This window comes from Phenylobacterium sp. LjRoot219 (assembly GCF_964252995.1).
In the GTDB taxonomy this organism is placed as follows: domain Bacteria; phylum Pseudomonadota; class Alphaproteobacteria; order Caulobacterales; family Caulobacteraceae; genus Phenylobacterium.
This window is the reverse complement of record NZ_CAXUQI020000001.1, coordinates 2,091,392-2,112,114: the sequence shown is the minus strand read 5'-3', so window position 1 is coordinate 2,112,114 and position 20,723 is coordinate 2,091,392. Positions and strand designations below refer to the sequence as shown.

20 protein-coding genes and 2 tRNA genes are annotated in these 20,723 nt (G+C 69.3%); 16 read left to right on the top strand and 6 right to left on the bottom strand.

Annotated features, from left to right (window positions below):
- The first annotated feature begins 149 nt into the window (after window positions 1-149).
- From fliX to ACSQ14_RS10375, 3 genes are all read left to right on the top strand, one after another.
- Window positions 150-581, top strand: coding sequence for a flagellar assembly regulator FliX (fliX, locus tag ACSQ14_RS10385; RefSeq protein ID WP_436012368.1), 432 nt, complete (start codon window positions 150-152; stop codon window positions 579-581).
- Between the two features lie 97 nt (window positions 582-678).
- Window positions 679-1,107, top strand: coding sequence for an RNA polymerase-binding protein DksA (dksA, locus tag ACSQ14_RS10380; RefSeq protein WP_436012366.1), 429 nt, complete (start codon window positions 679-681; stop codon window positions 1,105-1,107).
- Between the two features lie 184 nt (window positions 1,108-1,291).
- Window positions 1,292-3,337 (top strand): NAD(+) synthase, encoded by a 2,046-nt coding sequence (locus tag ACSQ14_RS10375; protein WP_436012364.1) that lies wholly within the window; start codon window positions 1,292-1,294, stop codon window positions 3,335-3,337.
- A 143-nt stretch (window positions 3,338-3,480) separates the two neighbouring features.
- Here ACSQ14_RS10375 and ACSQ14_RS10370 read toward each other — a convergent pair whose 3' ends face one another.
- Window positions 3,481-4,083 (bottom strand): TIGR00730 family Rossman fold protein, encoded by a 603-nt coding sequence (locus ACSQ14_RS10370; RefSeq protein WP_436012362.1) that lies wholly within the window; start codon window positions 4,081-4,083, stop codon window positions 3,481-3,483.
- An 83-nt stretch (window positions 4,084-4,166) separates the two neighbouring features.
- Between ACSQ14_RS10370 and ACSQ14_RS10365 the strand changes: the two genes are divergently transcribed.
- The 4 genes from ACSQ14_RS10365 (at window position 4,167) to ACSQ14_RS10350 (ending at window position 8,328) form a co-directional block, all read left to right on the top strand.
- Window positions 4,167-4,928, top strand: a complete 762-nt coding sequence (locus ACSQ14_RS10365; RefSeq protein WP_436012360.1) for a hypothetical protein — start codon at window positions 4,167-4,169, stop codon at window positions 4,926-4,928.
- A gap of 114 nt (window positions 4,929-5,042) precedes the next feature.
- Entirely contained in the window at window positions 5,043-6,875 is a 1,833-nt protein-coding gene (locus ACSQ14_RS10360) for an ABCB family ABC transporter ATP-binding protein/permease (protein WP_436012358.1), read from the top strand.
- A 132-nt stretch (window positions 6,876-7,007) separates the two neighbouring features.
- Complete coding sequence (locus ACSQ14_RS10355) at window positions 7,008-7,448, top strand: VOC family protein (protein ID WP_436012356.1); 441 nt, start codon at window positions 7,008-7,010, stop codon at window positions 7,446-7,448.
- Window positions 7,449-7,485: 37 nt separating this feature from the next.
- The gene (locus tag ACSQ14_RS10350) at window positions 7,486-8,328 is read left to right on the top strand and encodes an aldo/keto reductase (RefSeq protein ID WP_436012354.1); all 843 of its coding nucleotides are present in this window, start codon (window positions 7,486-7,488) and stop codon (window positions 8,326-8,328) included.
- A gap of 91 nt (window positions 8,329-8,419) precedes the next feature.
- Here the strand turns inward: ACSQ14_RS10350 and ACSQ14_RS10345 are convergent.
- Window positions 8,420-8,495 (bottom strand) — tRNA-Asn (locus ACSQ14_RS10345).
- 278 nt (window positions 8,496-8,773) lie between these two features.
- Window positions 8,774-8,983, bottom strand: coding sequence for a hypothetical protein (locus ACSQ14_RS10340; protein WP_436012352.1), 210 nt, complete (start codon window positions 8,981-8,983; stop codon window positions 8,774-8,776).
- Window positions 8,984-9,238: 255 nt separating this feature from the next.
- Here ACSQ14_RS10340 and ACSQ14_RS10335 point away from each other — a divergent pair, with 255 nt between their 5' ends.
- Window positions 9,239-9,415, top strand: a complete 177-nt coding sequence (locus tag ACSQ14_RS10335; RefSeq protein WP_436012350.1) for a hypothetical protein — start codon at window positions 9,239-9,241, stop codon at window positions 9,413-9,415.
- Between the two features lie 8 nt (window positions 9,416-9,423).
- On the opposite strand, the gene ACSQ14_RS10330 is transcribed toward ACSQ14_RS10335, so the two are convergent.
- Window positions 9,424-10,146 (bottom strand): HAD-IB family hydrolase, encoded by a 723-nt coding sequence (locus ACSQ14_RS10330; RefSeq protein WP_436012348.1) that lies wholly within the window; start codon window positions 10,144-10,146, stop codon window positions 9,424-9,426.
- Between the two features lie 163 nt (window positions 10,147-10,309).
- On the opposite strand from ACSQ14_RS10330, the gene clpX reads away from it, so the two are divergent.
- The 5 genes from clpX (at window position 10,310) to ACSQ14_RS10305 (ending at window position 17,417) form a co-directional block, all read left to right on the top strand.
- On the top strand, window positions 10,310-11,572 hold the full coding sequence (clpX, locus tag ACSQ14_RS10325) for an ATP-dependent Clp protease ATP-binding subunit ClpX (protein ID WP_436012346.1): 1,263 nt from the start codon (window positions 10,310-10,312) through the stop codon (window positions 11,570-11,572).
- Between the two features lie 14 nt (window positions 11,573-11,586).
- Window positions 11,587-13,026, top strand: a complete 1,440-nt coding sequence (locus ACSQ14_RS10320) for an MFS transporter (protein WP_436012344.1) — start codon at window positions 11,587-11,589, stop codon at window positions 13,024-13,026.
- Between the two features lie 688 nt (window positions 13,027-13,714).
- Window positions 13,715-16,111, top strand: a complete 2,397-nt coding sequence (gene lon / locus ACSQ14_RS10315; RefSeq protein WP_436012342.1) for an endopeptidase La — start codon at window positions 13,715-13,717, stop codon at window positions 16,109-16,111.
- Window positions 16,112-16,294: 183 nt separating this feature from the next.
- Complete coding sequence (locus tag ACSQ14_RS10310) at window positions 16,295-16,570, top strand: HU family DNA-binding protein (protein WP_436012340.1); 276 nt, start codon at window positions 16,295-16,297, stop codon at window positions 16,568-16,570.
- 271 nt (window positions 16,571-16,841) lie between these two features.
- Complete coding sequence (locus tag ACSQ14_RS10305; RefSeq protein WP_436012338.1) at window positions 16,842-17,417, top strand: TMEM165/GDT1 family protein; 576 nt, start codon at window positions 16,842-16,844, stop codon at window positions 17,415-17,417.
- Here ACSQ14_RS10305 and ACSQ14_RS10300 read toward each other — a convergent pair.
- A complete protein-coding gene (locus ACSQ14_RS10300; protein ID WP_436012336.1) occupies window positions 17,414-17,881 on the bottom strand; it encodes a cupin domain-containing protein in 468 nt (155 codons plus the stop codon). The two genes, ACSQ14_RS10305 and ACSQ14_RS10300, sit on opposite strands and share 4 nt — an antisense overlap.
- A 147-nt stretch (window positions 17,882-18,028) precedes the next feature.
- Between ACSQ14_RS10300 and ACSQ14_RS10295 the strand changes: the two genes are divergently transcribed.
- Window positions 18,029-18,105 (top strand) — tRNA-Val (locus ACSQ14_RS10295).
- An 18-nt stretch (window positions 18,106-18,123) separates the two neighbouring features.
- Here ACSQ14_RS10295 and ACSQ14_RS10290 read toward each other — a convergent pair.
- Window positions 18,124-18,855 carry a class I SAM-dependent methyltransferase gene (locus ACSQ14_RS10290; RefSeq protein WP_436012334.1) on the bottom strand — a complete coding sequence of 244 codons (732 nt, stop codon included), beginning with the start codon at window positions 18,853-18,855 and terminating at the stop codon, window positions 18,124-18,126.
- Between the two features lie 82 nt (window positions 18,856-18,937).
- On the opposite strand from ACSQ14_RS10290, the gene ACSQ14_RS10285 reads away from it, so the two are divergent.
- Both ACSQ14_RS10285 and ACSQ14_RS10280 read left to right on the top strand, forming a co-directional pair.
- Window positions 18,938-19,822, top strand: a complete 885-nt coding sequence (locus ACSQ14_RS10285; protein WP_436012332.1) for an SDR family oxidoreductase — start codon at window positions 18,938-18,940, stop codon at window positions 19,820-19,822.
- A gap of 59 nt (window positions 19,823-19,881) precedes the next feature.
- Window positions 19,882-20,712: an MliC family protein gene (locus ACSQ14_RS10280; protein ID WP_436012330.1), complete on the top strand. Its 831-nt coding sequence runs from the start codon at window positions 19,882-19,884 to the stop codon at window positions 20,710-20,712.
- Window positions 20,713-20,723 lie beyond the last annotated feature (11 nt).

Below are 20,723 nucleotides of genomic sequence, written 5' to 3'. Positions count from 1 at the left end.
GGGAAAATCCGAGCAAAAACAGTCGGGCTTATCGAATGACAGAGTGGCGTCCGGCGCCCTCGGCAGAAATTGCCCGGCATTAACCATACCGCAAGCGTGCCGCCGGACCCTGCCGGCCTTACAGTGATCAGGAAGCCTTGAGTCGCCCGATGAAGATCACCGGCCCTAACGGAACTGGATCAGCTACCGGCCCGAAGGGCGCGCGCCCCACAGGCGCGAGCGGCTTCAAGCTGCCAGCTATGGGCGACAGCGCCGCCGCCGCGCCGAGCGCCGGCGTCAACCGGACCGCGGGCGTGATGGGCGTCGACGCGCTCCTGGCGCTGCAGGACGTCGGCGGGCCGCTGGAACGCAAGCGTCGCGCGGTGCGCCGCGCCGGCCGGATCCTCGATGTGCTAGACGAAGTGAAGCTGGCGTTGCTCGACGGCGGATTGAGCCTCGGGCAACTCGACCGGCTACGGCGGGCCGTGCGTGACGAGCGCGATCTGACGGACGATCCCGGACTTGAGGGCGTCTTGGACGAAATCGAATTGCGCGCCGCCGTGGAAATCGCAAAGCTAGAGCAAGCCGCGCAGGCGGCATAAAAAAGCAGGGATTGGGAGAGCGCCGATTGAAAAGAGGGGTCTTTTCGTTATACACGCACCGCGTGTTTCATAACGTCCAGGGGGCGTGAGGTATTTCATGAGCACAGCCACGGTTCTGGCTGGAAAGCCTGAATATCGTCCGACAGAGGACGAAGAGTTCATGAACGAGCGGCAGCTTGAGTATTTCAAGCAGAAGCTGCTGAACTGGAAGGAAGAGATCCTCCGCGAATCGCGGGAGACGCTGACGCACTTGCAGAGCGAGACCGAGAATCATCCGGACCTCGCCGACCGTGCGTCGTCCGAAACGGATCGGGCGCTGGAACTTCGGACCCGGGATCGCCAGCGCAAGCTGATCTCGAAGATCGATGAAGCCATGCGGCGGATCGAGGACGGCAGCTACGGCTACTGCGAAGAGACTGGCGAGCCGATTGGCGTCGCCCGCCTCGAGGCCCGGCCGATCGCCACCCTGAGCCTTGAAGCCCAGGAGCGGCACGAACGACGGGAGCGGGTCCACCGCGACGACTGACACCCAACGGCCCCGCAAGGGGCCGTTTTCTTTTGGGGGCCCGCCCGGTTCTTTTGGGCTGGCAGGGGGCGGCGCGCATTTGGCGCACGGCGGCGGTCGGTCTATATGCTCAGTCTGAGCATTTCTCGGGCGTCGTCGCGTCCGAGCGTCGCCCTCGGGCGGACAGCCAGCGGAGCCGGAGCGCGTGACCACCCCGTTCTACGCCATTCATACCCACGGCTTTGTCCGCGCAGCGGTCTGCACGCCGCGGGTGGCGGTCGGCGACCCGGGCTTCAACGCCGCCAAGACCCTGGAACTGGCCAAACAGGGGCACGACCAGGGCGTCGACCTGATGCTGTTCCCGGAGCTCGGGATCTCGGCCTACGCCATCGATGACCTGCTGCTGCAGGACGCCCTGCTGCGCCGGGTCGACGCCGAGCTCGCGCGGATCGCCGCCGCCAGCGCCGAACTCGCGCCGGTGCTGGTCGTCGGTGCGCCGTTGCAGCATGGCGGCCGGCTCTACAACTGCGCCGTGGTGATCGCGAAGGGCCAGGTGCTGGGCGTGGTGCCCAAGAGCTTCCCGCCGAACTACCGCGAGTACTACGAGCTGCGCTGGTTCGCCCCCGGCTGGGGCGTGCGCGGCCAGGAGATCGAGGTCGGCGGCCAGCGGGCGCCGTTCGGGATCGACCTGATCTTCGAGGCCAGCGACCTCAGGGACTTCAGCTTCGCGGCGGAGATCTGCGAGGACTTTTGGGCCGCCAGCCCGCCGTCGACCCAGGCGGCGCTCGCCGGCGCCCTGATCCTGCTGAACCTCTCGGCCTCGAACGTCGTGATCGGCAAGGCCGAGGAGCGCGAGATCCTCTGCGCGGCCCAATCCAGCCGCTGCCAGGCGGCCTACCTCTATTCCGCTGCGGGGCCGGGCGAGAGCACGACCGACCTTGCCTGGGACGGCCAGGCCAGCATCCACGAGCTCGGCAAGCGGCTGGCCCAGACCGAGCGCTTTCCCACCAAGTCGCAGATCTGCGTGGCCGATATCGACGTCGAGCGGCTGCGGCTGGAGCGGATGCGCACGCCGACCTTCAACCTCGCGGCGATAGCGGCCGGCCAGCCGGACGCCGCCTACCGGCGCATCCGCTTCGAACACCGGCCGCACTTCCAGGACGTCGGCCTGCGCCGGGTGCTTGAGCGCTTCCCCTTCGTGCCGAGCGATCCGGCCCGGCTCGACAAGGACTGCTACGAGGCGTTCAACATCCAGGTGCAGGGGCTGGAGAAGCGCCTGCAGGCGACCAACGGCGAACGGATCGTCATCGGCGTCTCCGGCGGGCTGGACTCGACGCACGCGCTGATCGTCGCCTGCAAGGCGTTTGATGCGCTGAATCTGCCGCGGGCGAACATCCTGGCCTTCACGCTGCCCGGTTTCGCCACCAGCGAGGGCACCAAGTCGAACGCCTGGACGCTGATGCGGGCGCTGGGCGTCACCGCCCGCGAGATCGACATCAGGCCGGCCGCGCTGCGCATGCTCGAAGACATCGGCCACCCGTTCGCCGACGGCCAGCCGGTCTATGACGTCACCTTCGAGAACGTCCAGGCGGGCCTGCGCACCGACTACCTGTTCCGCCTGGCCAACCAGAACAACGGCTTCGTGCTCGGCACCGGCGACCTGTCGGAGCTGGCGCTCGGCTGGTGCACCTACGGCGTGGGCGACCAGATGAGCCACTACAACGTCAACGGCTCGATCTCGAAGACGCTGATCCAGCACCTGATCCGCTGGGTGGCGGAGACCCGCCAGTTCGACGCCGCGGCGTCGAAGACGCTGCTGGGCGTGCTCGACACCGAAATCTCGCCGGAACTGGTGCCGGCCGACGCGACCGGCGCGATCCAGAGCACCCAGGCCATCGTCGGGCCCTACGAGCTGCAGGACTTCAACCTCTACTACGTCACCCGCTTCGGCCTGCGGCCGTCCAAGGTCGCCTTCCTGGCCTGGTATGCGTGGCGCGACGCCGCCGAAGGGCCGTGGCCGCCGCACTTCCCGCCGGAGGCCCGCAACGCCTACGACCTGGCGACGATCAAGCGGTGGCTGAACATCTTCCTGTTCCGCTTCTTCCAGACCAGCCAGTACAAGCGCTCGGCCATGCCGAATGGGCCGAAGGTCGTCTCCGGCGGCAACCTCTCGCCGCGCGGCGACTGGCGCGCGCCGTCGGACGGGACGGCGAAGGTGTGGCTGGAAGAGCTGGAAGCGAACGTGCCTTAGCCCTCCGTCCGCTCATCCCGGCGAAGGCCGGGACCCAGATGGCGCTCGCGGAAGGGCAGGAGAGGTCAGAGCGGACCTTTGGGGCCGACGCCCAGGCTGTGGACCTGGGTCCCGGCCTTCGCCGGGATGAGCGGAGATTGGCCTTAGCCTGCCCGGGCGACCTTGACGTCTTCGGCGTCGGGCTGGGTCCTGGCGGCGAGCAGGGCGGGCACCACCGCGTCGATGTGCTCGACGTCGATCCAGGCGTTCATGAACTCCGGCGGCGTCAGCTTGGCGTCCACGGTGTGCTGGAACAGGTCGAACAGCGGCTGCCAGAAGCCGCTCGGATTGTAGAAGACCACCGGCTTGGCGTGCAGGTCGAGGCGGCGCCAGGACAGCAGCTCGACCACTTCCTCGAGCGTGCCGATGCCGCCGGGCAGCACGACGAAGGCGTCGGCCTTGTCGAACATCATCATCTTGCGCTGGTGCATGTTGGCGACGACGACGTGCTCGACGCTCTCCAGCGCCTGCTCACGGCCGATCAGGAAGTCGGGGATGATTCCCAGCACCCGGCCGCCCGCCTCGTGGGCGGCCACCGCGCAGGCGCCCATCAGGCCGACCCCGCCGCCGCCATAGATCAGCTTCAGCTCGGCCGCCGCCAGGCCGCGGCCGAGCTCGGCCGCAGCGCGCAGGTAGGCGGGATCGGCGGCGTCGGACGATCCGCAGAAGACGCACACGGATTCCACGCGTTCAGTCACACGCCCCATGATCTACTCCACGCGGCTCGCTTGCAGCGGCGAGCCGAAGACTTCATTGCTACAGCAAGGGTGCAAGGAGTTTGGTCCGCCACGTGTTCCCAGGGAAGGCGCAAATCGCCGCCGCCGCGGTCTTGGCCGGGTTGGGCGGCTGCCATGCAGCCGCGCCGGGGCCCTCCGCCGGGGCTGCGGCCGACGCTGGCTATGTCGCGCCGCCCTCGGTCACCGAGGCGGCGGGCGGGGCTGACGCGGTGATTCTCCATGGCGCAGCCCCCGCCGGCGCGGAGGTGCGGCTGGCCACGCCCGCCGGCGAGCTGCTGACCACCCAGGCGGACGCCGCCGGGCGTTGGCGATTGCAGCTGGCGCCGGGACGCGAGGCGCGAATTTTCGGCCTGTCCGCCGAGAGCGGCGGCCGCCGGGTGCAGGGGCAGGGCTATCTGCTGGTCGGACCGCGTGGCCAGACGGCGCTGCTGCGCGCCGGGGCCGGCGCCTTGCGGCTGGATCGGCCGACGGGGTCGCGGATCGCGGCGGTGGACTTCGACGCCGACGGCGGGGCCCTGGTGTCCGGTTGGGCGGCGGCCGGCACCGACGTCGCCATCCGGCTCGACGGCCGTGCGGCGGGCGAGGCGCGGGCCGACAGCGACGGCCGGTTCAGCTTCGCCATCGAGCGGTTGTCCGGCGGCGCGCATCGCATCGAGGCGACCGGGGTGGCCTTCACCGACGAGGTCTCGCTGCTGGCCAGCCCTGCAGCGCCGCTTGCCGACGGGCCGTTGCGTAGCCAGTTGGTGCGGCAGGGGCTGCGGGCCGACTGGCTGACCCCCGGCGGCGGGGTGCAGTCGACCCTGATTGTCGGCTAGAGCGCGTCCCGAACAAGTGGATCCGGTTTTGCGACGAGTGCGCGTGCAAATTTTTGATTCGAGTCGTTCGCGCCCTGACCGGCGATGGTTTGGGCGGAGCGGCCGTTGACCTCGATGCACGCACACGCGGCGCGGCGCTTCCGCGACGCTGACGGGGTCGCGCCGAAGACGGCGAAGTTCGACTTCTGGAGCGCCATGGCCGACCTCGGGCGGCTGGTGCTGCGCTCCGGGGCGCCGAACCTGCGCTTGCGGATCGCCGCGGCGCTGGGCCTGGTGTTCATCGGCAAGCTGGCCAGCGTCTGGGCCCCGCTGGCGCTCGGCGACGCGGTGAACACGCTGGCGCCGGCGGCCAGCGGCACGCTCGGCCGCGGCTTCATCGCCGGCGCGCTGGCGTTTGCGGGCCTCAGCCTGATCGCGGCCTGCGCGCCCTATGCGCGCGACGTGGTCTTTACCCGCGTGTCGCAGTCGACCATGGCGCGCGCCGCCGTCGAGACCTTCCAGCACGCGCTGAGCCTGTCGCTCGATTTCCACCAGTCGAAGCAGATGGGCTCGCTTTCGCGGGTCATCGACCGCGGCTCGCGCGCCACCGACTTCCTGATCCGCAGCGTTGTCTTCAACATCGGACCGACCGCGGTCGAGCTGGTGCTGGCGGTTACGGTGATGGCGGTCAGGTTCGACTGGCGGTTCGCGCTGGTCGCCCTGGCCAGCGTGCTCATCTACGTCGTCGTCACCTTCAAGATCACCGACTGGCGGCTGTCGCACCGGCGGGCGCTGAACGAAGCGGACGCCCGCACCGCCGGCCTCGCGGTCGACGCCCTGATCAACTACGAGACGGTCAAGACCTTCGGCGCGGATCGCCGGGTGGTGGCCGGTTACGCCGAAGCGATGGACGAGTACGTCGACGCCAGCGTGCAGGCGAACAGTTCGCTGAACCTGCTCAACGCCTCGCAGTCGGTGATCCTCAACCTGGGCCTGGCGGTCATGACCGTGATGGCCGGCCTGGCGGTGATGGAAGGCCGCATGCAGGTCGGCGAAGTGGTCGCCGCGGTGCTGCTGCTGCGCGGCCTCTACCAGCCGCTCGGCATGCTCGGCTTCAACTACCGCGAGATCCGCCAGGCCTTCATCGACATGGAGCAGATGGTCGAGCTGACCGAGGTTCAGCCGGAGATCTCCGACACGCCGGACTCCCGCGACCTGCCGCCGGCCAGCGGGCAGGGGGCGGCGGTCACCTTCGAGCACGTGCACTTCCGCCACGACGCGCGCTCCCTGGGCCTCCGGGACGTGAGCTTCGCCGCCCTGCCAGGCCAGACGGTGGCGCTGGTCGGCCCCTCCGGCGCCGGCAAGACCACGGCGGTGCGGCTCGCCATGCGCCTGATCGACCCGCAGGAGGGCCGGGTCCTGATCGACGGCGTCGACATGCGCCGGGTGAAGCTCGACGCGCTGCGCCGCGCCGTGGCGCTGGTGCCGCAGGACGTGGCGCTGTTCAACGACACCCTCTATCGCAACATCGCCTTCGCCCGGCCGGACGCGCCGCCCGAGGCGGTGCGGGCGGCGGCCGAGGCGGCCGAACTCGGCGACTTTATCGACAGCCTGCCGAACGGCATGTCCACCCGGGTCGGCGAGCGGGGGCTGAAGCTGTCGGGCGGCGAGCGGCAGCGCGTCGGCATCGCCCGGGCGCTGCTGGCTGATCCGCGCCTGCTGATCCTCGACGAAGCGACCAGCGCGCTGGACGGCCCGACCGAGGCGGCGATCCAGGAGACCCTGCGCAGGGCGCGCGCCGGCCGCACCACCCTGGTGATCGCCCACCGGCTGTCCACCATCGTCGACGCCGACCAGATCCTGGTGCTGCGGCGTGGCCGGATCGTCGAGCGGGGCACGCACGAAGAACTGCTCGACAAGGGCGGCGAGTACGCTGCGCTCTGGCGGCGGCAGACCCGCGCGGCCTGAAGGCCCTCCAGCCTCGCCACGCCGTCCCGGGACGGAGCGCGGGATCGACCTCTCGCGTGCGTTTTGGGGTAGGAAGGCGGCTCAGGCGCGGCCAAACCGCCGCCGTTTCGCGCCCCATCAAGGAGCCCGCCCTTGCGCTATCTGCACACCATGGTCCGCGTGGCCGACCTCGACGCCTCGCTGGAGTTCTACTGCAACCAGTTAGGCCTGGTGGAGGTCGATCGGTACGACAATGCCGGCGGCCGCTTCACCCTGGTGTTCCTGGCCGCGCCGCACGACCTGGAGGCCGCCCGCGATCGGCGCGCGCCAACCGTCGAGCTGACCTACAACTGGGACCCCGAGGACTACGCCGGGGGGCGAAACTTCGGCCACCTGGCCTACGCCGTGGATGACATCTACGCCGCCTGCCAGCGGCTGATGGACGCCGGCGTGACCATCAGCCGGCCGCCGCGGGACGGGCGGATGGCCTTCATCCGCTCGCCCGACAACATTTCCGTCGAGCTTCTGCAGGCCGGCGACGCGCTGCCTCCGGCGGAGCCGTGGGTCTCAATGCCGAATACGGGCGTTTGGTAGCTGTCACAGCAGCCGCCAGCCTCGAGGAGGCGCTCCCATGTCCCGATCGGTCGTCGCCAGTTCCCCCACGCTGACCCTGGCTGACGGCCAAACGGCGCCGCAAATGGGGCTCGGCGTCTGGCAGACGCCGGCGGACCTCACCGCTGAGGTCGTCCGTGCGGCGTTCGAGACCGGCTACCGGCTGGTCGACACCGCCGCGGCCTACGAGAACGAGGCCGGCGTCGGCGAGGCCGTGCGGGCCTCGGGGATCGCCCGTACGGACGTCTTCGTGACCACCAAGCTGTGGAACACCCACCACGCCTACGACGAGGCGCTCCGGGCCTTCGACAAGAGCCTGCAGCGGCTGCGGATGGACTATGTGGACCTCTACCTGATCCACTGGCCGGTCCCGACGCAGGATCTCTACATCGACGCCTGGCGGGCGCTGGTGCGGCTGCAGGAGGAGGGGCGGGCGCGCTCGATCGGCGTCTGCAACTTCATGGTCGAGCACCTGCGCCGGATCATCGGCGAGACCGGCGTGATTCCCGTCGTCAATCAGGTCGAGTTGCATCCGCAGTTCCAGCAGACCGAACTCAGGTCGTTCCACGCCTCGCGGGGAATCGTCACCCAGTCCTGGAGCCCGCTGGGCCAGGGGCGGCTGTTGAAGCACCCCGAGCTTGCGCGGATCGCGGCGCGCCATGGCAAGACGCCGGCTCAGGCGATCATCCGCTGGCATCTGGATTCGGGATTGATGGTGTTTCCGAAGTCGATTCGTCCCGAGCGGCTCGCCGAGAACTTCGAGGTGTTCGACTTCCGCCTGGACGACGAGGACCTCGCGGCCATCGCCAAGCTCGACCATCCGGCGGGCCGGATCGGCTCGGACCCGCTCACCTTCCGCTGAAGGCTGCGGGACAGGCCTCGAAAGGCCCGACGGCGGGTTCAAATGGACGAAGAGAGTGGCCCGCCGCGTGGGCGGGCGCTGTCTCAACGAATGGCTCCCCGGGCAGGACTCGAACCTGCGACCCGGCGGTTAACAGCCGCCTGCTCTACCAACTGAGCTACCGAGGACCAGAGCCGTCCGTCGAGGGCCGGGGCTATACGATAGGGCCTCGGGGCTTGCAAGCGGGGGTGAGCAGACTTTTCGAATTCATGCACAGGCTCGTTTGCGGGCGGCGCGTACGGACGAAAAAAGAGCCCGGCGCGAGCGCCGGGCTGAAAAAAGTCGGTGATGGTGGGGTGTCTTCAAGGAAGACAGGGTCACAGTCCGGCGCGTCGGTGAATCAATGGTTAACGCGACGGCGCGTGGCCAATCTCCGGTTTACATAGATGGCCAAATCCTGACCGCGTCACGTCAGCAGCGCGGCGCCGAGCGCCGCAGCGACGGCGGCGGTGGCCAGCAGCGCCGCGGCGATCTTGAGGGCGAAGATCTCTTCCGGGGCGTGGCGCGCCCAGAGGCGGAAGTAGCGCCGCCATTCTGCGCGCACGGCCTGCGGATCAGAGAGGTCGACGGGCGCGGCGCGGCCGAACTCCGGCGGCACGAGGTGAAGCCTGTGCACGAGACGATGCAGCGCCAGCGAGGCGGATGGGGGGGGCGAGGTCGGGGACGTCGCCGTCGCGCGGCGTCTCGGTTTCTCGGGGCCGTCGTGATTCGGCGGCTTCGGATTGCGGCATGCGGTCTAGGCGCGGGTTCTGCGCCGCTCCATGGTCTAGCTCGTCCCGGGGGCTTCAACCCCGCCAGGCCGCGCTTGTTCCCGGCGTTGCGCGGATGGGCCGCGCTTGCCGTGGGGCGGGGCAGGGCCCAGATTGCCGGCATGTCTTTTGAGCGTCCGCCGACGACCGACGCCGAATTCCGCGTCGTCCACGGTCCCTGGCCGCGCTGGGCCGTGCATCTCAGCCTGATCAAACTCATCGCTTGGGGCGCAGGCGCCGTGGGGGCGGTGATCCTCTTGACGCTGGCCCTGCTGGCGCTGATCAGCGCCCTGGACTGATCGGCCGGTTAATCCGGCCGGGCGGTGAAGACACGGTAGCCGGGGCTGTCGGCGATCGTCAGCATCTCCCGGTCGCCGGCGGTGTCGCCATAGGCCGCCGCCAGCCGAAGGCCCGCGCCAAAGCGGGCCTCCAGCCGCGCGACCTTCTCAGGGCCGCGGCAATTGGGGGTCGCAAAGGCGCCCGTCACCCGGTCCTGGGCGTCATAGGCCATCTCGGTGCCGATCAGCTCGTCGGCTTCGAGCATCTCGGCGAAGGGGCGGACGACGACGCTCGGCGAGGCGGTGACGATGACCAGACGCGCGCCCTTGGCCTTCCAGTCCCGCCAGACCGCCAGCGCATCGGGCCGCAGCAGGGCGGCGGCGTGCGCCGCGGCGAAGGTGCGGGCCTCGGCCTCGAGTTCGGCCCGCGCCAGCCCACGGAGAAATTCGCGCGCCGCGTCCGCCTTGATCCGGCCACGGTCTCTGTCGATCAGATAACGCAGGGCGGCGAAACCGAGATTCGCCATCCCCAGCGCGTAGCGGCCAGATCCCGCGCGCCACCGCAGGAAGGCCGTGAAACTGTCGCGAACTGTCAAGGTGCCGTCGAAATCGAAGGCCGCAATCGGGCGGCCGTCGCTCGGCGCGCGGCCTTCTGTCTCGCGACGGGACCGGCCAGAGCCGTTGGCTTGTTCCATTTCGATGGGATTCCCATGTAGAAGCCGGCGCCCGAGCCTTCGGCGCCGCGCCGCCAAATGTCGCTTCGGCGTTCGAAGGCTTGTGATCCCGACGCGGATCGGGGAATGTCAAGACTTGGACAACCCGCGGCGCGTATTCTGCATTGAGGCGCAGACGCCCGTAAGGGCGGCGAACTCCGGGCTCGTACGGACCCGGTCGCCTAGAGAGTGAGAGACGACCATGACCAAGGCCGCCAGCGGAGACTCGAAGAGCACGCTCTACTGCTCGTTCTGCGGGAAGAGCCAGCACGAGGTCCGCAAGCTCATCGCGGGGCCGACTGTGTTCATCTGCGACGAGTGCGTCGAGCTGTGCATGGACATCATTCGCGAGGAGCACAAAATCTCCTTCGTGAAGTCCAAGGACGGTGTGCCGACGCCCAAGGAAATCCGTGAGGTTCTGGACGATTACGTCATCGGCCAAGATCACGCGAAGAAGGTTCTCTCGGTCGCGGTTCACAACCACTACAAGCGCCTCAACCACGCGACGAAGAACAACGACGTCGAACTGGGCAAGGCCAACATCCTGCTGATCGGCCCGACCGGGACCGGCAAGACGCTGCTCGCCCAGACCCTGGCGCGGATCATCGACGTGCCGTTCACCGTGGCCGACGCCACGACGTTGACCGAAGCCGGCTACGTCGGCGAGGACGTCGAGAACATCATCCTGAAGCTGCTGCAGGCGGCCGACTACAACGTCGAGCGTGCGCAGCGCGGCATCGTCTACATCGACGAAGTCGACAAGATCAGCCGCAAGTCGGACAACCCGTCGATCACCCGCGACGTGTCGGGCGAGGGCGTCCAGCAGGCGCTGCTGAAGATCATGGAAGGCACCGTCGCCTCCGTGCCGCCGCAGGGCGGGCGCAAGCATCCGCAGCAGGAATTCCTGCAGGTCGACACGACCAACATCCTGTTCATCTGCGGCGGGGCCTTCGCCGGGCTGGAGAAGATCATCTCCGCGCGCGGCCAGGGCACCTCGATCGGCTTCGGCGCCAAGGTGTCGGATCCGGACGAGCGGCGCACCGGCGAGGTCTTCCGCCAGGTGGAGCCGGACGACCTGCTGCGCTTCGGGCTGATCCCGGAGTTCATCGGCCGTCTGCCGGTGATCGCCACGCTCGACGACCTCGATGAAAAGGCGCTGGTGAAGATCCTCACCGAGCCGAAGAACGCCTTCGTGAAGCAGTACGTCCGCCTGTTCGACATGGAGAACATCGGCCTGACCTTCACCGAGGACGCGCTGAACGCGGTGGCCCGCAAGGCCATCCAGCGCAAGACCGGGGCCCGCGGGCTGCGGTCGATCCTCGAAGGCATCCTGCTCGACACCATGTACGAGCTGCCGACCTACGACGGCGTCGAAGAGGTGGTGGTCAACGCCGAGGTGGTCGAAGGCCGCTCGCAGCCGCTGCTGATCTACGCCGAGCGCCGTGACAAAGGCGGCGCGGCCTAAGCCTTCCGGGCCGAATGGCCCGACTTCCTGATCCCTGCGCCCGCGGCTTCGCAAGAGCCGCGGGCGCAGTCGTTTCGGGGGAGGGGCCGGCGCCGAAGCCGCGGCTGGTGCTGGCCGGGACGGTGCTGGGCTCCAGCCTGGCCTTCATCGACAGCTCCGCCGTGAGCCTGACGCTGCCGGTGATGCAGCAGCAGCTCGGCGGCGACCTGGCCGCCGCCCAGTGGATCATGAACGCCTACGCGTTGATGCTCGGCGCGCTGGTCCTGGCCGGCGGCGCGGCGGCCGACCGCTACGGCCGCAAGCGGGTGTTCCTGATCGGCGTGGCGCTGTTCACCGCGGCTTCGCTGGGATGCGGCCTGGCCCCCGACCTCAACGTTCTGATCGCCGCCCGGGCGGCGCAGGGGGCCGGCGCGGCGCTGCTGACCCCATCCAGCCTGGCGCTGCTCGGCGCCACCTTCGACGACAGGGCGCGCGGCCAGGCGGTGGGGATCTGGGCCGGCGCCAGCGGCCTGATGAGCGCGGTGGGGCCGGTGCTCGGCGGCTGGCTCACCGAAGCGGTCTCCTGGCGCGCGGTCTTTCTGATCAACCTGCCGCTGGCCGCGCTCGCCGTGATCCTGGTCGCCATCGGTGCGCGGGAAAGCCGCGGGGTCCGGCCGGGGCCGGTCGACTGGCGGGGGGCGCTCGTCGTCACGGCCAGTCTGGCGCTGATCACCTGGAGCCTGACCGCCGCAGCCAAGGCCGGGTTTGCGCCGCCGGCGGCCGGCGCGCTCATCTTGGGCGCAGTCGGGCTGGGCGGATTTCTGTGGATCGAACGGCGGGCCAAGAGCCCGATGATGCCGCTGGAGCTGTTCCGCTCACGCGCCTTCTCCGGCCTGAACGCCTACACCCTGCTGCTCTATGGCGCGTTCGGCGGCGCGCTGTTCCTGCTGCCCTTCCTGCTGCTGCGGGCGCACCACTATTCGCCGGCGCAGGCCGGCGCGGCGCTGCTGCCGTTGTCGGTCGGGCTCGCAGTGTTGTCGCCGCTCGCCGGGCGGCTGACCGGCCGGCTTGGCGTGCGCGCGCTGCTGGTGAGCGGACCGGTGCTGGTCGGCGCGGGCTTCGCCCTGATGGCCTGGCGCGCCGGAATCGCCGACTACTGGACGGGGCCTTTCCCCGGCCTGGCGGTGCTGGCGGTCGGGCTGGGCCTGGCCGTGGCGCCGCTGACCGACGCGGTGCTGGGCGCCGTGGAGCCGGCGTATGAAGGGGCGGCGTCGGGCATCAACAACGCCGTGGCCCGGGTCGCGGGGCTGCTGGCGGTCGCGCTGGTCGGCTTTGTGCTCGGCGGCTCGGACGCCGCGGCCATCCTCGCGGGCTTCCGTTCGGCCTTGGTCGTGTCCGCTGTCGCTGCGCTCGGCGCCGCGATCATCGCCGCCGTCAGCATGCCTCAAGCGGACGGCCGCCGAACTGAGCGGTGACCGCCGCGCCGAGCTTCACCCTTGCATCACTATCCAAAGTTGCGTTTTTTGACGCGGCTGAGGGATCGCTGGGGGCTGAGCATGTTCAAGGTCGCGGGAACGTTCACCGTCGGCACGCAGCCGCCCGGCTGTTCGGCGACCTGGGGAAGGACACCTTGAGCGGCGGGGCCGGCGCTGACCACTTCCACTTCGCCGGGCGCGATCTACACCCTGGCTCAGCAAGGGGCCGACACCGTGATCGACCTTGGCCACGGCGATCGGCTGATGCTGCAGAACGTCCAGCTCAGCGCGTTGCCGGCCGGCTGGATCGTCGGCTGACCGAGGCAGGACCGGCGGGCGGGGCGGCTTAGGGGAGGCGGGGCGGCGAAGGTAAATCCTGCCCCCGTCCTGGGCCCCTGAACTTGCGCCGCGGCCGCCCATCTCCCACATACGGCCAGTGAACAAGGCATATCCTTGCGCGAATGGCGCGGCTTTGTGTGGTCCAGCTGCAATTGTGGCCGCGCTGCTACCGTATGTCGCGCAAATGTCTGGCTCGGCTTGAACCCCGAGCGAAACCGTCCACATAAATCCAGAACAAGCCGCCGACCGACGGCGGGACGGGTCGTCCGACTCAGGCGCATCGTCTGAGTGACCACGATCCGGACGCCGAGCCTGAAACCCAAACGGGCCGGCAAGGAGTTGAAGCATCATGTCCGAGATAAAGATCCTGCCGATCCTGCCGCTGCGGGACATCGTGGTCTTTCCGCACCAGCCGGTGCCGCTGTTCGTGGGCCGGGAAAAGTCCGTGCGCGCGCTCGAGGAAGCGATGCGCAATGAGGGCAAGGAGATCCTCCTCGCCACTCAGAAGGACAAGGACGACGACGATCCCGCACCGGCCGCCATCTACGACGTGGGCGTCGTGGCGACCGTGCTGCAGCTGCTGAAGCTGCCGGACGGGACGGTCAAGGTCCTGGTGGAAGGCCGCGCCCGCGCTGGCGTGACCCGGTTCACCGAGCAGACCGAGTACTACGAGGCCGAGATCGCCTACGTGCAGGAAGACGGTTCCGGTTCGCCGGAGGCCGAGGCCCTGTCCCGCGCGGTCGTCGAGCAGTTCGAAAACTATGTGAAGCTGAACAAGAAGGTCCCACCGGAGGCCCTGGCTGCGATCCCGCAGATCGAGAACCCCGGCGAGCTGGCCGACCGCATCGCGTCGCATCTGTCGGTGAAGATTTCCGAGAAGCAGCAGCTGCTCGAGATCTTCAACGTCGTGAAGCGCCTGGAGAAGGTCTACGCCCTGATGGAGGGCGAGATCAGCGTCATGCAGACGGAGAAGAAGATCCGTAACCGCGTGAAGCGCCAGATGGAGAAGACGCAGCGCGAGTACTACCTGAACGAGCAGATGAAGGCGATCCAGCGCGAGCTGGGCGAGCAGGACGACTCGCGCGACGAGCTGATCGAGCTCGAGAAGCGCATCAAGAAGACCAAGCTCTCCAAGGAGGCCCGGACCAAGGCCGAGGCCGAGCTGAAGAAGCTGCGCAACATGAGCCCGATGTCGGCGGAATCCACCGTCGTGCGGAACTACCTCGACTGGCTGCTGTCGATCCCGTGGGGCAAGACCAAGCAGAAGCCGATCGACCTGCAGAAGGCCGAGGACATCCTCAACGAGGACCACTACGGCCTGGATAAGGTCAAGGAGCGGATCCTCGAGTACCTGGCGGTGCAGAGCCGCGTGGGCTCGTTGAAGGGCCCGATCCTGTGCCTGGTCGGCCCGCCCGGCGTCGGCAAGACCTCGCTCGGCAAGTCGATCGCCAAGGCCACGGCCCGCGAGTTCGTGCGCGTCGCCTTGGGCGGCGTGCGCGACGAGGCCGAGATCCGCGGCCACCGGCGGACCTACATCGGCTCGATGCCCGGCAAGGTCATCCAGTCGATGAAGAAGGCCAAGACGACCAACGCCTTCTTCCTGCTGGACGAGATCGACAAGATGGGCGCCGACTGGCGCGGGGATCCGTCCTCGGCGCTGCTGGAGGTGCTCGACCCGTCGCAGAACTCGACCTTCGCCGACCACTATCTGGAGGTCGACTACGACCTGTCGCCGGTGATGTTCGTCACCACGGCCAACAGCCTGAACATGCCCCAGCCGCTGCTGGACCGCATGGAGATCATCCGCATCCCCGGCTACACCGAGGATGAGAAGGTGGAGATCGCCAAGCGCCACGTCCTGCCGAAGCTGACCAAGGACCACGGGCTGAAGCCGGAGGAGTTCGTCGTTCCGGAGCCCGCGATCCGCGACCTGATCCGCTACTACACGCGGGAGGCCGGGGTCCGCTCGCTGGAGCGCGAACTGGGCAACCTGGCGCGGAAGACGGTGCGTGACCTGACCCGCGAGAAGGTGACTTCGATCACCATCGACGACGAGCGGCTGGCCAAGTACGCGGGCGTGCGGAAGTACCGCTACGGCGAGACCGACGCCGAGGATCAGGTCGGGATCATTACCGGCCTGGCCTACACCGAGTTCGGCGGCGACATCCTGACCATCGAAGCGGTCAAGATGCCGGGCAAGGGCCGCATGACGGTGACCGGCAACCTGAAGGACGTGATGAAGGAGTCGATCTCGGCGGCGAACTCTTACGTCCGCAGCCGGGCCACGAAGTTCGGCATCGAGCCGCCGCAGTTCGAGAAGACCGACGTCCACATCCACGTGCCGGACGGCGCCACGCCGAAGGACGGCCCGTCCGCCGGCGCGGCGATGGCCACGGCGATCGTCTCGGTGCTCACCGGGATCCCGATCCGCAAGGAGATCGCCATGACCGGCGAGGTCACCCTGCGCGGCCGGGTCACCGCCATCGGCGGCCTGAAGGAAAAGCTGCTCGCGGCGCTCCGTTCAGGCGTCAAGACGGTGCTGATCCCGAGCGAGAACGAGAAGGATCTGGCGGACATCCCGGCCAATGTGAAGGACGAGCTGGAGATCATTCCGGTCTCGACCATGGACGAGGTGCTGGCCAAGGCGCTGGTGCGGCAACCGACGCCGATCGAATGGTCGGAAGCGGACCAGCCCGCGCCGGTCGCGGCTGAGGATGGCGAACCCGAAGCGGTGCTCACCCACTAAGCCACCGGTTCACATCGTGTGTCAGCGGAGCGGCGCGGGAGTAATCCCGCGCCGCTCTCGTTTGACGTGTGTCGTTCCTCGGACATAATCCCGGGCAGGCGGAATCCCGGGCAGGCGGAGGGGCGTCTGTCGGCGGCTCCCTGCGCGTCCAAAAATAATAAAGACGGTGGGAGACGAACGCAGATGACGAAGGCGGAACTGGTCGCGGCGATCGCGGACCGGGCGGGGCTCAACAAGACCCAGGCGAAGGACGCGCTCGAGGCGTTCATCAGCTCGGTGGCGCATTCGCTGAAGGCCGGCGACGAGGTGCGGCTGGTCGGCTTCGGCAGCTTCGTGCCGGTGAAGCGCCCGGCCGGGGCGGCGCGCAATCCGCGCACCGGCGAGGCCGTGGCCAGGCCGGCGACCCGCAGCTGCAAATTCCGGGCGGGCGAGGCGCTGAAAAACGCCCTCAACGCCTGAGCAGGCGAGCCCGCTGGAAAGCGGCGATACACAGGCGGCCGCTTTTTCATTTGTCCCGAGCCGCCGGCGCGGCTAAGCAGCCCCCATCTCGGGGAGTAGCCGTTCGCAACACAGCGAAGCCCGCGTCAACAAACTTGCCCCTTCGGGGGCATGGCGCGGCGACAGGTCCGAACGGACCTGGATTGGCGAGACCGACGATCTAGACCTCGCGCCACGGGCCGGCGAGGTCCGGGTCGTCGTGTGTTCGCCAGGCCCGGAGAGACCCAGCTTCATGATCTTCGAGCCCCTGCTGATCTCGACGGGCGTCGTCGCCGTCGCCGAGATCGGCGACAAGACCCAGCTGCTGGCCATCGTGCTCGCGGCCAAGTTCCGCAAACCCTGGCCGATCATCCTCGGCATCCTGGCCGCGACCGTGCTCAACCACGCCGTCGCCGCGACCCTCGGCTATCTCGTGGCCCAGTGGCTGAGCGGCAGGACCTTCCAGATCGTGGTCGGCGCCGCCTTCGTCGCCATGGCCGGCTGGGCGCTGATCCCGGACAAGGAAGACGAGGGGGCGGCCGACCGCTCGCGCGGCGGGGTGTTCCTGACCACGCTGGTGGCCTTCTTCTTCGTCGAGATCGGCGACAAGACCCAGATCGCCACCTCGCTGCTGGCCGCGCGGTTCCACGAGGTCGTCCTGGTCACCGCCGGCACCACGCTGGGGATGATGATCGCCAACGTGCCGGCGGTGTTCCTCGGCGAGGCGGCGACCAAGGTCGTCCCGCTGAACGTCGTGCGCATCGTCGCCGCGGCCATCTTTGCCATGATCGGGGTCTGGGTGCTGCTCGCGGCGTTCGGCGTGGTCTAGCGCGCGCTCATCGGCGGGCCGAGGATCTCAATGTTGTGCCGCGCGCTGGCGGCGACCAGCGCCTCGATCTCCGCGGGGGAGGGTTCCGCCATCGGCGGCAGCCCTTCGCCCGCGGGGCGCGCGACCTCACGCATCATGCCTTCGAAATCGCCGGCGGTGTCGAAGGTCAGCAGACGCGCCTCATCGCTCTCGATGCGAAAGGTGTGGGGCACGCCCTTCGGGCCCACCACAGTGTCGCCGGTCCGGGCGGTGATCAGCTGGTCGCCGACCTGAAAGAGAACCTCGCCCTCGAGGATGTGGAAGACCTCGTCTTCGCGGCGATGCAGGTGCAGCGGCGGGGAATCGCCCCGGACCATCCGATGCTCGATCAGGCTGGCCGGATGCTCGCCGGCCGCCGAGCGGGACCTGACCCGGACGCGGGAGTTGAGGAACCACAGATCGTCGGAAGCTTGATCTTGGGTCATAGCGCCCTCTTGGCGAAGTGGCGGCGCGCGCGCCGCGGCGACTACGACAAGAACGCGGCGCATCGCCGGTTGGACAAGCACATTCGCGAAGTTTGCATGCCCTTACAGGCCTGACCGCGGCGGCGAATTCCGCTAGAACGCTGCCGCGGGCGGCTAGCTCAGCTGGTCAGAGCACCTGGTTTACACCCAGGGGGTCACAGGTTCGAACCCTGTGCCGCCCACCATTCCCTCAGTCACCCGCCTCAGGCGCGCCGGGCGCGCAGGTAGAGCTCGCTGTTCAGCCAGGCGGGCAGGGCGGGGAAGGGGCTGCCGATCCGCCTCTCCAGCACGAACCGCTCCGCGACCGCGCGGACCAGCGGACGGTGATCGAAGCCGGTGTGATGCGGATAGTAGGCGCGGCCCGGGCTGATCTCGGCCTGCGGGCGAGGACGTGGCGGGCGACACAGCGAAGCCTGCAGGATCGCGCCCGGCGCGCCGTCGAAGTCGCCGGGGCGCCGCACCGCCCGGAACAGGCCCTTGGCCAGCGCCGGCGGGCCGATCTCGACCGGCACGCCGATGAGCGCACGGCCGCCGGACTTCAGGATTCGGGCGATCTCGTTCAGCGCGCGCTCGGTCTCGGGCGGCGGCAGGTGCTCGAAGACCTCGGTGCAGAACAGCAGATCGGCCGCGCCGTCGGGCAGCAGCTGTTCAGTCTCGACGACCTCGGCTTGCGCGATGTCCGCGAGCAGCGCGCGCGCCTGCTCGGCCAGTTGCGGGGCCGGCTCGAAGCAGATGATGCGCGCTGTCGGCCAGGTCTCGGCGACCGAACGGCAGAGCGCGCCGTCGCCGCCGCCGTAATCGACGACGAGTTCCGGCGCGAGATCGGCTGCGAGCCGCAGCGCATCGACCAGCCTCCGGCCCTGCACCGCCCGTTTCAGCGGATTGGGGTCGTTGCGCGTCAGCGCCGCATAGCTCTGATCGGGGGGCGTGCTCACCCGACCGGTCCCTGCGTCATGTTGTGGAGCGTCACCGCGGCATATAGATCGAGGCCCGCCGTTTAGGGCAAGCTGAAAGCCGATGAGTTTGCATCGCCTCCGCGAGCCGGTCCTGGTGCTCGGCGCGACCTCGCTGGTCGGCCGTTATGTGCTGCCGCGACTGGCCGATCTGCGCGCCGTGACGGTGGCGTTGAGCCGCGCGCCGGTCGACGAACCGCGCGGGGTGCGCTGGATCCAGGGGAACCTGCAGGATCTGGCCGCCGTCGAGCTTCCCTACGCCGAGACGGCGTTCAGCCTGTGCCCGATCTGGCTGCTGCCGGACGCGTTGCCGGCGCTGAAGGCTGCGGGCGTCACCCGGCTGTTGGCCTTCTCCTCGACCAGCGTCACCGGCAAGGCCCGCTCGTCGGACCGGGGAGAGCGCGCGGTGGCGGCGCGTCTGGCTGAGGCCGAGGCGACGGTGCGGCGGTTCTGCGAGGCGAACGGGGTGGCCTGGACGATCCTGCGGCCGACGATGATCTATTCCGAGGGGCTGGACGGCAACGTAAGCCGGCTGGCCCGGCTCGCCGAGCGCTTCAAGATCGTGCCGCTCGCCGGCAGCGGCCGTGGCTTACGCCAGCCGGTCCACGCCGAGGACCTCGCCTGGGCGGCGCTCGCCGCGGCGGCCTCGCCGCTCACGTCTGGGCGCGCCTACGACCTGCCGGGCGGCGAGACCCTGACCTACAAGCAGATGGTCGAGCGGATCTTCCTGGGGCTCGACCGCACGCCGCGGGTGCTGTGCGCGCCGACCGGGCTCTGGCGTCTGGCCTTCCGGCTCGCCGGACCGCGGCTGCGGGGCGCGACCGCGGCCATGGGCGAGCGGATGAACCAGGACCTGGCCTTCGACGGCGAGCCGGCCGCCCGCGACTTCGGCTGGGCGCCGCGGACCTTCAAGCCGGTCTTCCCGCGTGGCGCGCGCGCTCCGGGCTGAGGCTTTCCTCGCACACGGACAGCCGGCAAGATGCCGCCCCGGGGGAGACAAGGGAACTGATGCGCAAAGCCGGTCTCGTGCTCGTCCTGACGCTCGCCGCCTGCGAACGCGGGGCGCCGCCCGCCAACGCCCAGGTCGCGCCATCCGTCGGGAAGCCAGCCGCTGCTGCGCAGGTGAATCCGGACCCGGGCGTGCGCACCTATCGCTGCGACGACGGCCGCACGCTGCAGGCCGGCTATCCCGACAGCACGACCGCCGTGGTCGACGTCGACGGCCGCGCCCATCCGCTGCGGATCGCGCCGTCCGCCAGCGGCGCGCGCTACATCGGCTTTGGTCTGCAATGGTGGACCAAGGGCATGGCTGAGGGCCGGCTCTCCCGATTGAAGGACGGCGAGACCATCGCCAGCGATCCTGGCGTGCTGTGCCATGCGGGAACGGACGTGCCGGCACAGGCGCCGTCGCCGGGCGCGCCGGGCGGCCTGCCCGATGATCGCCGCCCGCTGGTGGAGGCGCCGATCGCGCCCTCCAGCGCAGAGGGGGCGGCCCAGGTGGTGCAGAGCTATTACGCGCTGCTGGAATCCGGCCGCGAGGCGCAGGCCTGGAAGCTGTGGTCGGACGGCTCGCCGGACCGCGCGGCCAGCGCTGAGGCCTTCGCCCGCCAGTTCGACCGCTTCGCCGACTATCACGCGCAGATCGGCGCCCCGGGCCGGGTCGAGGGCGCGGCGGGGTCGCTCTATGTCGAAGTGCCGGTCGTCATCTACGGCCGCCTGAAGTCGGGGGCCGAGGTCCACGAGTCGGGCAAGGCGACCCTGCGCCGGGTCAACGACGTGCCGGGGTCGAGCGAAGCGCAGCGGAGCTGGCGGATCTACAAGATCGAGCTGCGGAGCTGAGATCGCCAACC

Bases quoted from the DNA above. Each gene is read 5' to 3' on its own strand.
- ACSQ14_RS10285 (WP_436012332.1), top strand. From the start codon at position 18,938: ATGAGTTTGCATCGCCTCCGCGAGCCGGTCCTGGTGCTCGGCGCGACC.
- ACSQ14_RS10320 (WP_436012344.1), top strand. From the start codon at position 11,587: ATGGCCCGACTTCCTGATCCCTGCGCCCGCGGCTTCGCAAGAGCCGCG.
- ACSQ14_RS10360 (WP_436012358.1), top strand. From the start codon at position 5,043: ATGCACGCACACGCGGCGCGGCGCTTCCGCGACGCTGACGGGGTCGCG.
- ACSQ14_RS10300 (WP_436012336.1), bottom strand. From the start codon at position 17,881: ATGACCCAAGATCAAGCTTCCGACGATCTGTGGTTCCTCAACTCCCGC.
- ACSQ14_RS10280 (WP_436012330.1), top strand. From the start codon at position 19,882: ATGCGCAAAGCCGGTCTCGTGCTCGTCCTGACGCTCGCCGCCTGCGAA.
- lon (WP_436012342.1), top strand. From the start codon at position 13,715: ATGTCCGAGATAAAGATCCTGCCGATCCTGCCGCTGCGGGACATCGTG.
- ACSQ14_RS10310 (WP_436012340.1), top strand. From the start codon at position 16,295: ATGACGAAGGCGGAACTGGTCGCGGCGATCGCGGACCGGGCGGGGCTC.
- ACSQ14_RS10350 (WP_436012354.1), top strand. From the start codon at position 7,486: ATGTCCCGATCGGTCGTCGCCAGTTCCCCCACGCTGACCCTGGCTGAC.
- ACSQ14_RS10305 (WP_436012338.1), top strand. From the start codon at position 16,842: ATGATCTTCGAGCCCCTGCTGATCTCGACGGGCGTCGTCGCCGTCGCC.
- dksA (WP_436012366.1), top strand. From the start codon at position 679: ATGAGCACAGCCACGGTTCTGGCTGGAAAGCCTGAATATCGTCCGACA.
- fliX (WP_436012368.1), top strand. From the start codon at position 150: ATGAAGATCACCGGCCCTAACGGAACTGGATCAGCTACCGGCCCGAAG.
- clpX (WP_436012346.1), top strand. From the start codon at position 10,310: ATGACCAAGGCCGCCAGCGGAGACTCGAAGAGCACGCTCTACTGCTCG.
- ACSQ14_RS10335 (WP_436012350.1), top strand. From the start codon at position 9,239: ATGTCTTTTGAGCGTCCGCCGACGACCGACGCCGAATTCCGCGTCGTC.
- ACSQ14_RS10370 (WP_436012362.1), bottom strand. From the start codon at position 4,083: ATGGGGCGTGTGACTGAACGCGTGGAATCCGTGTGCGTCTTCTGCGGA.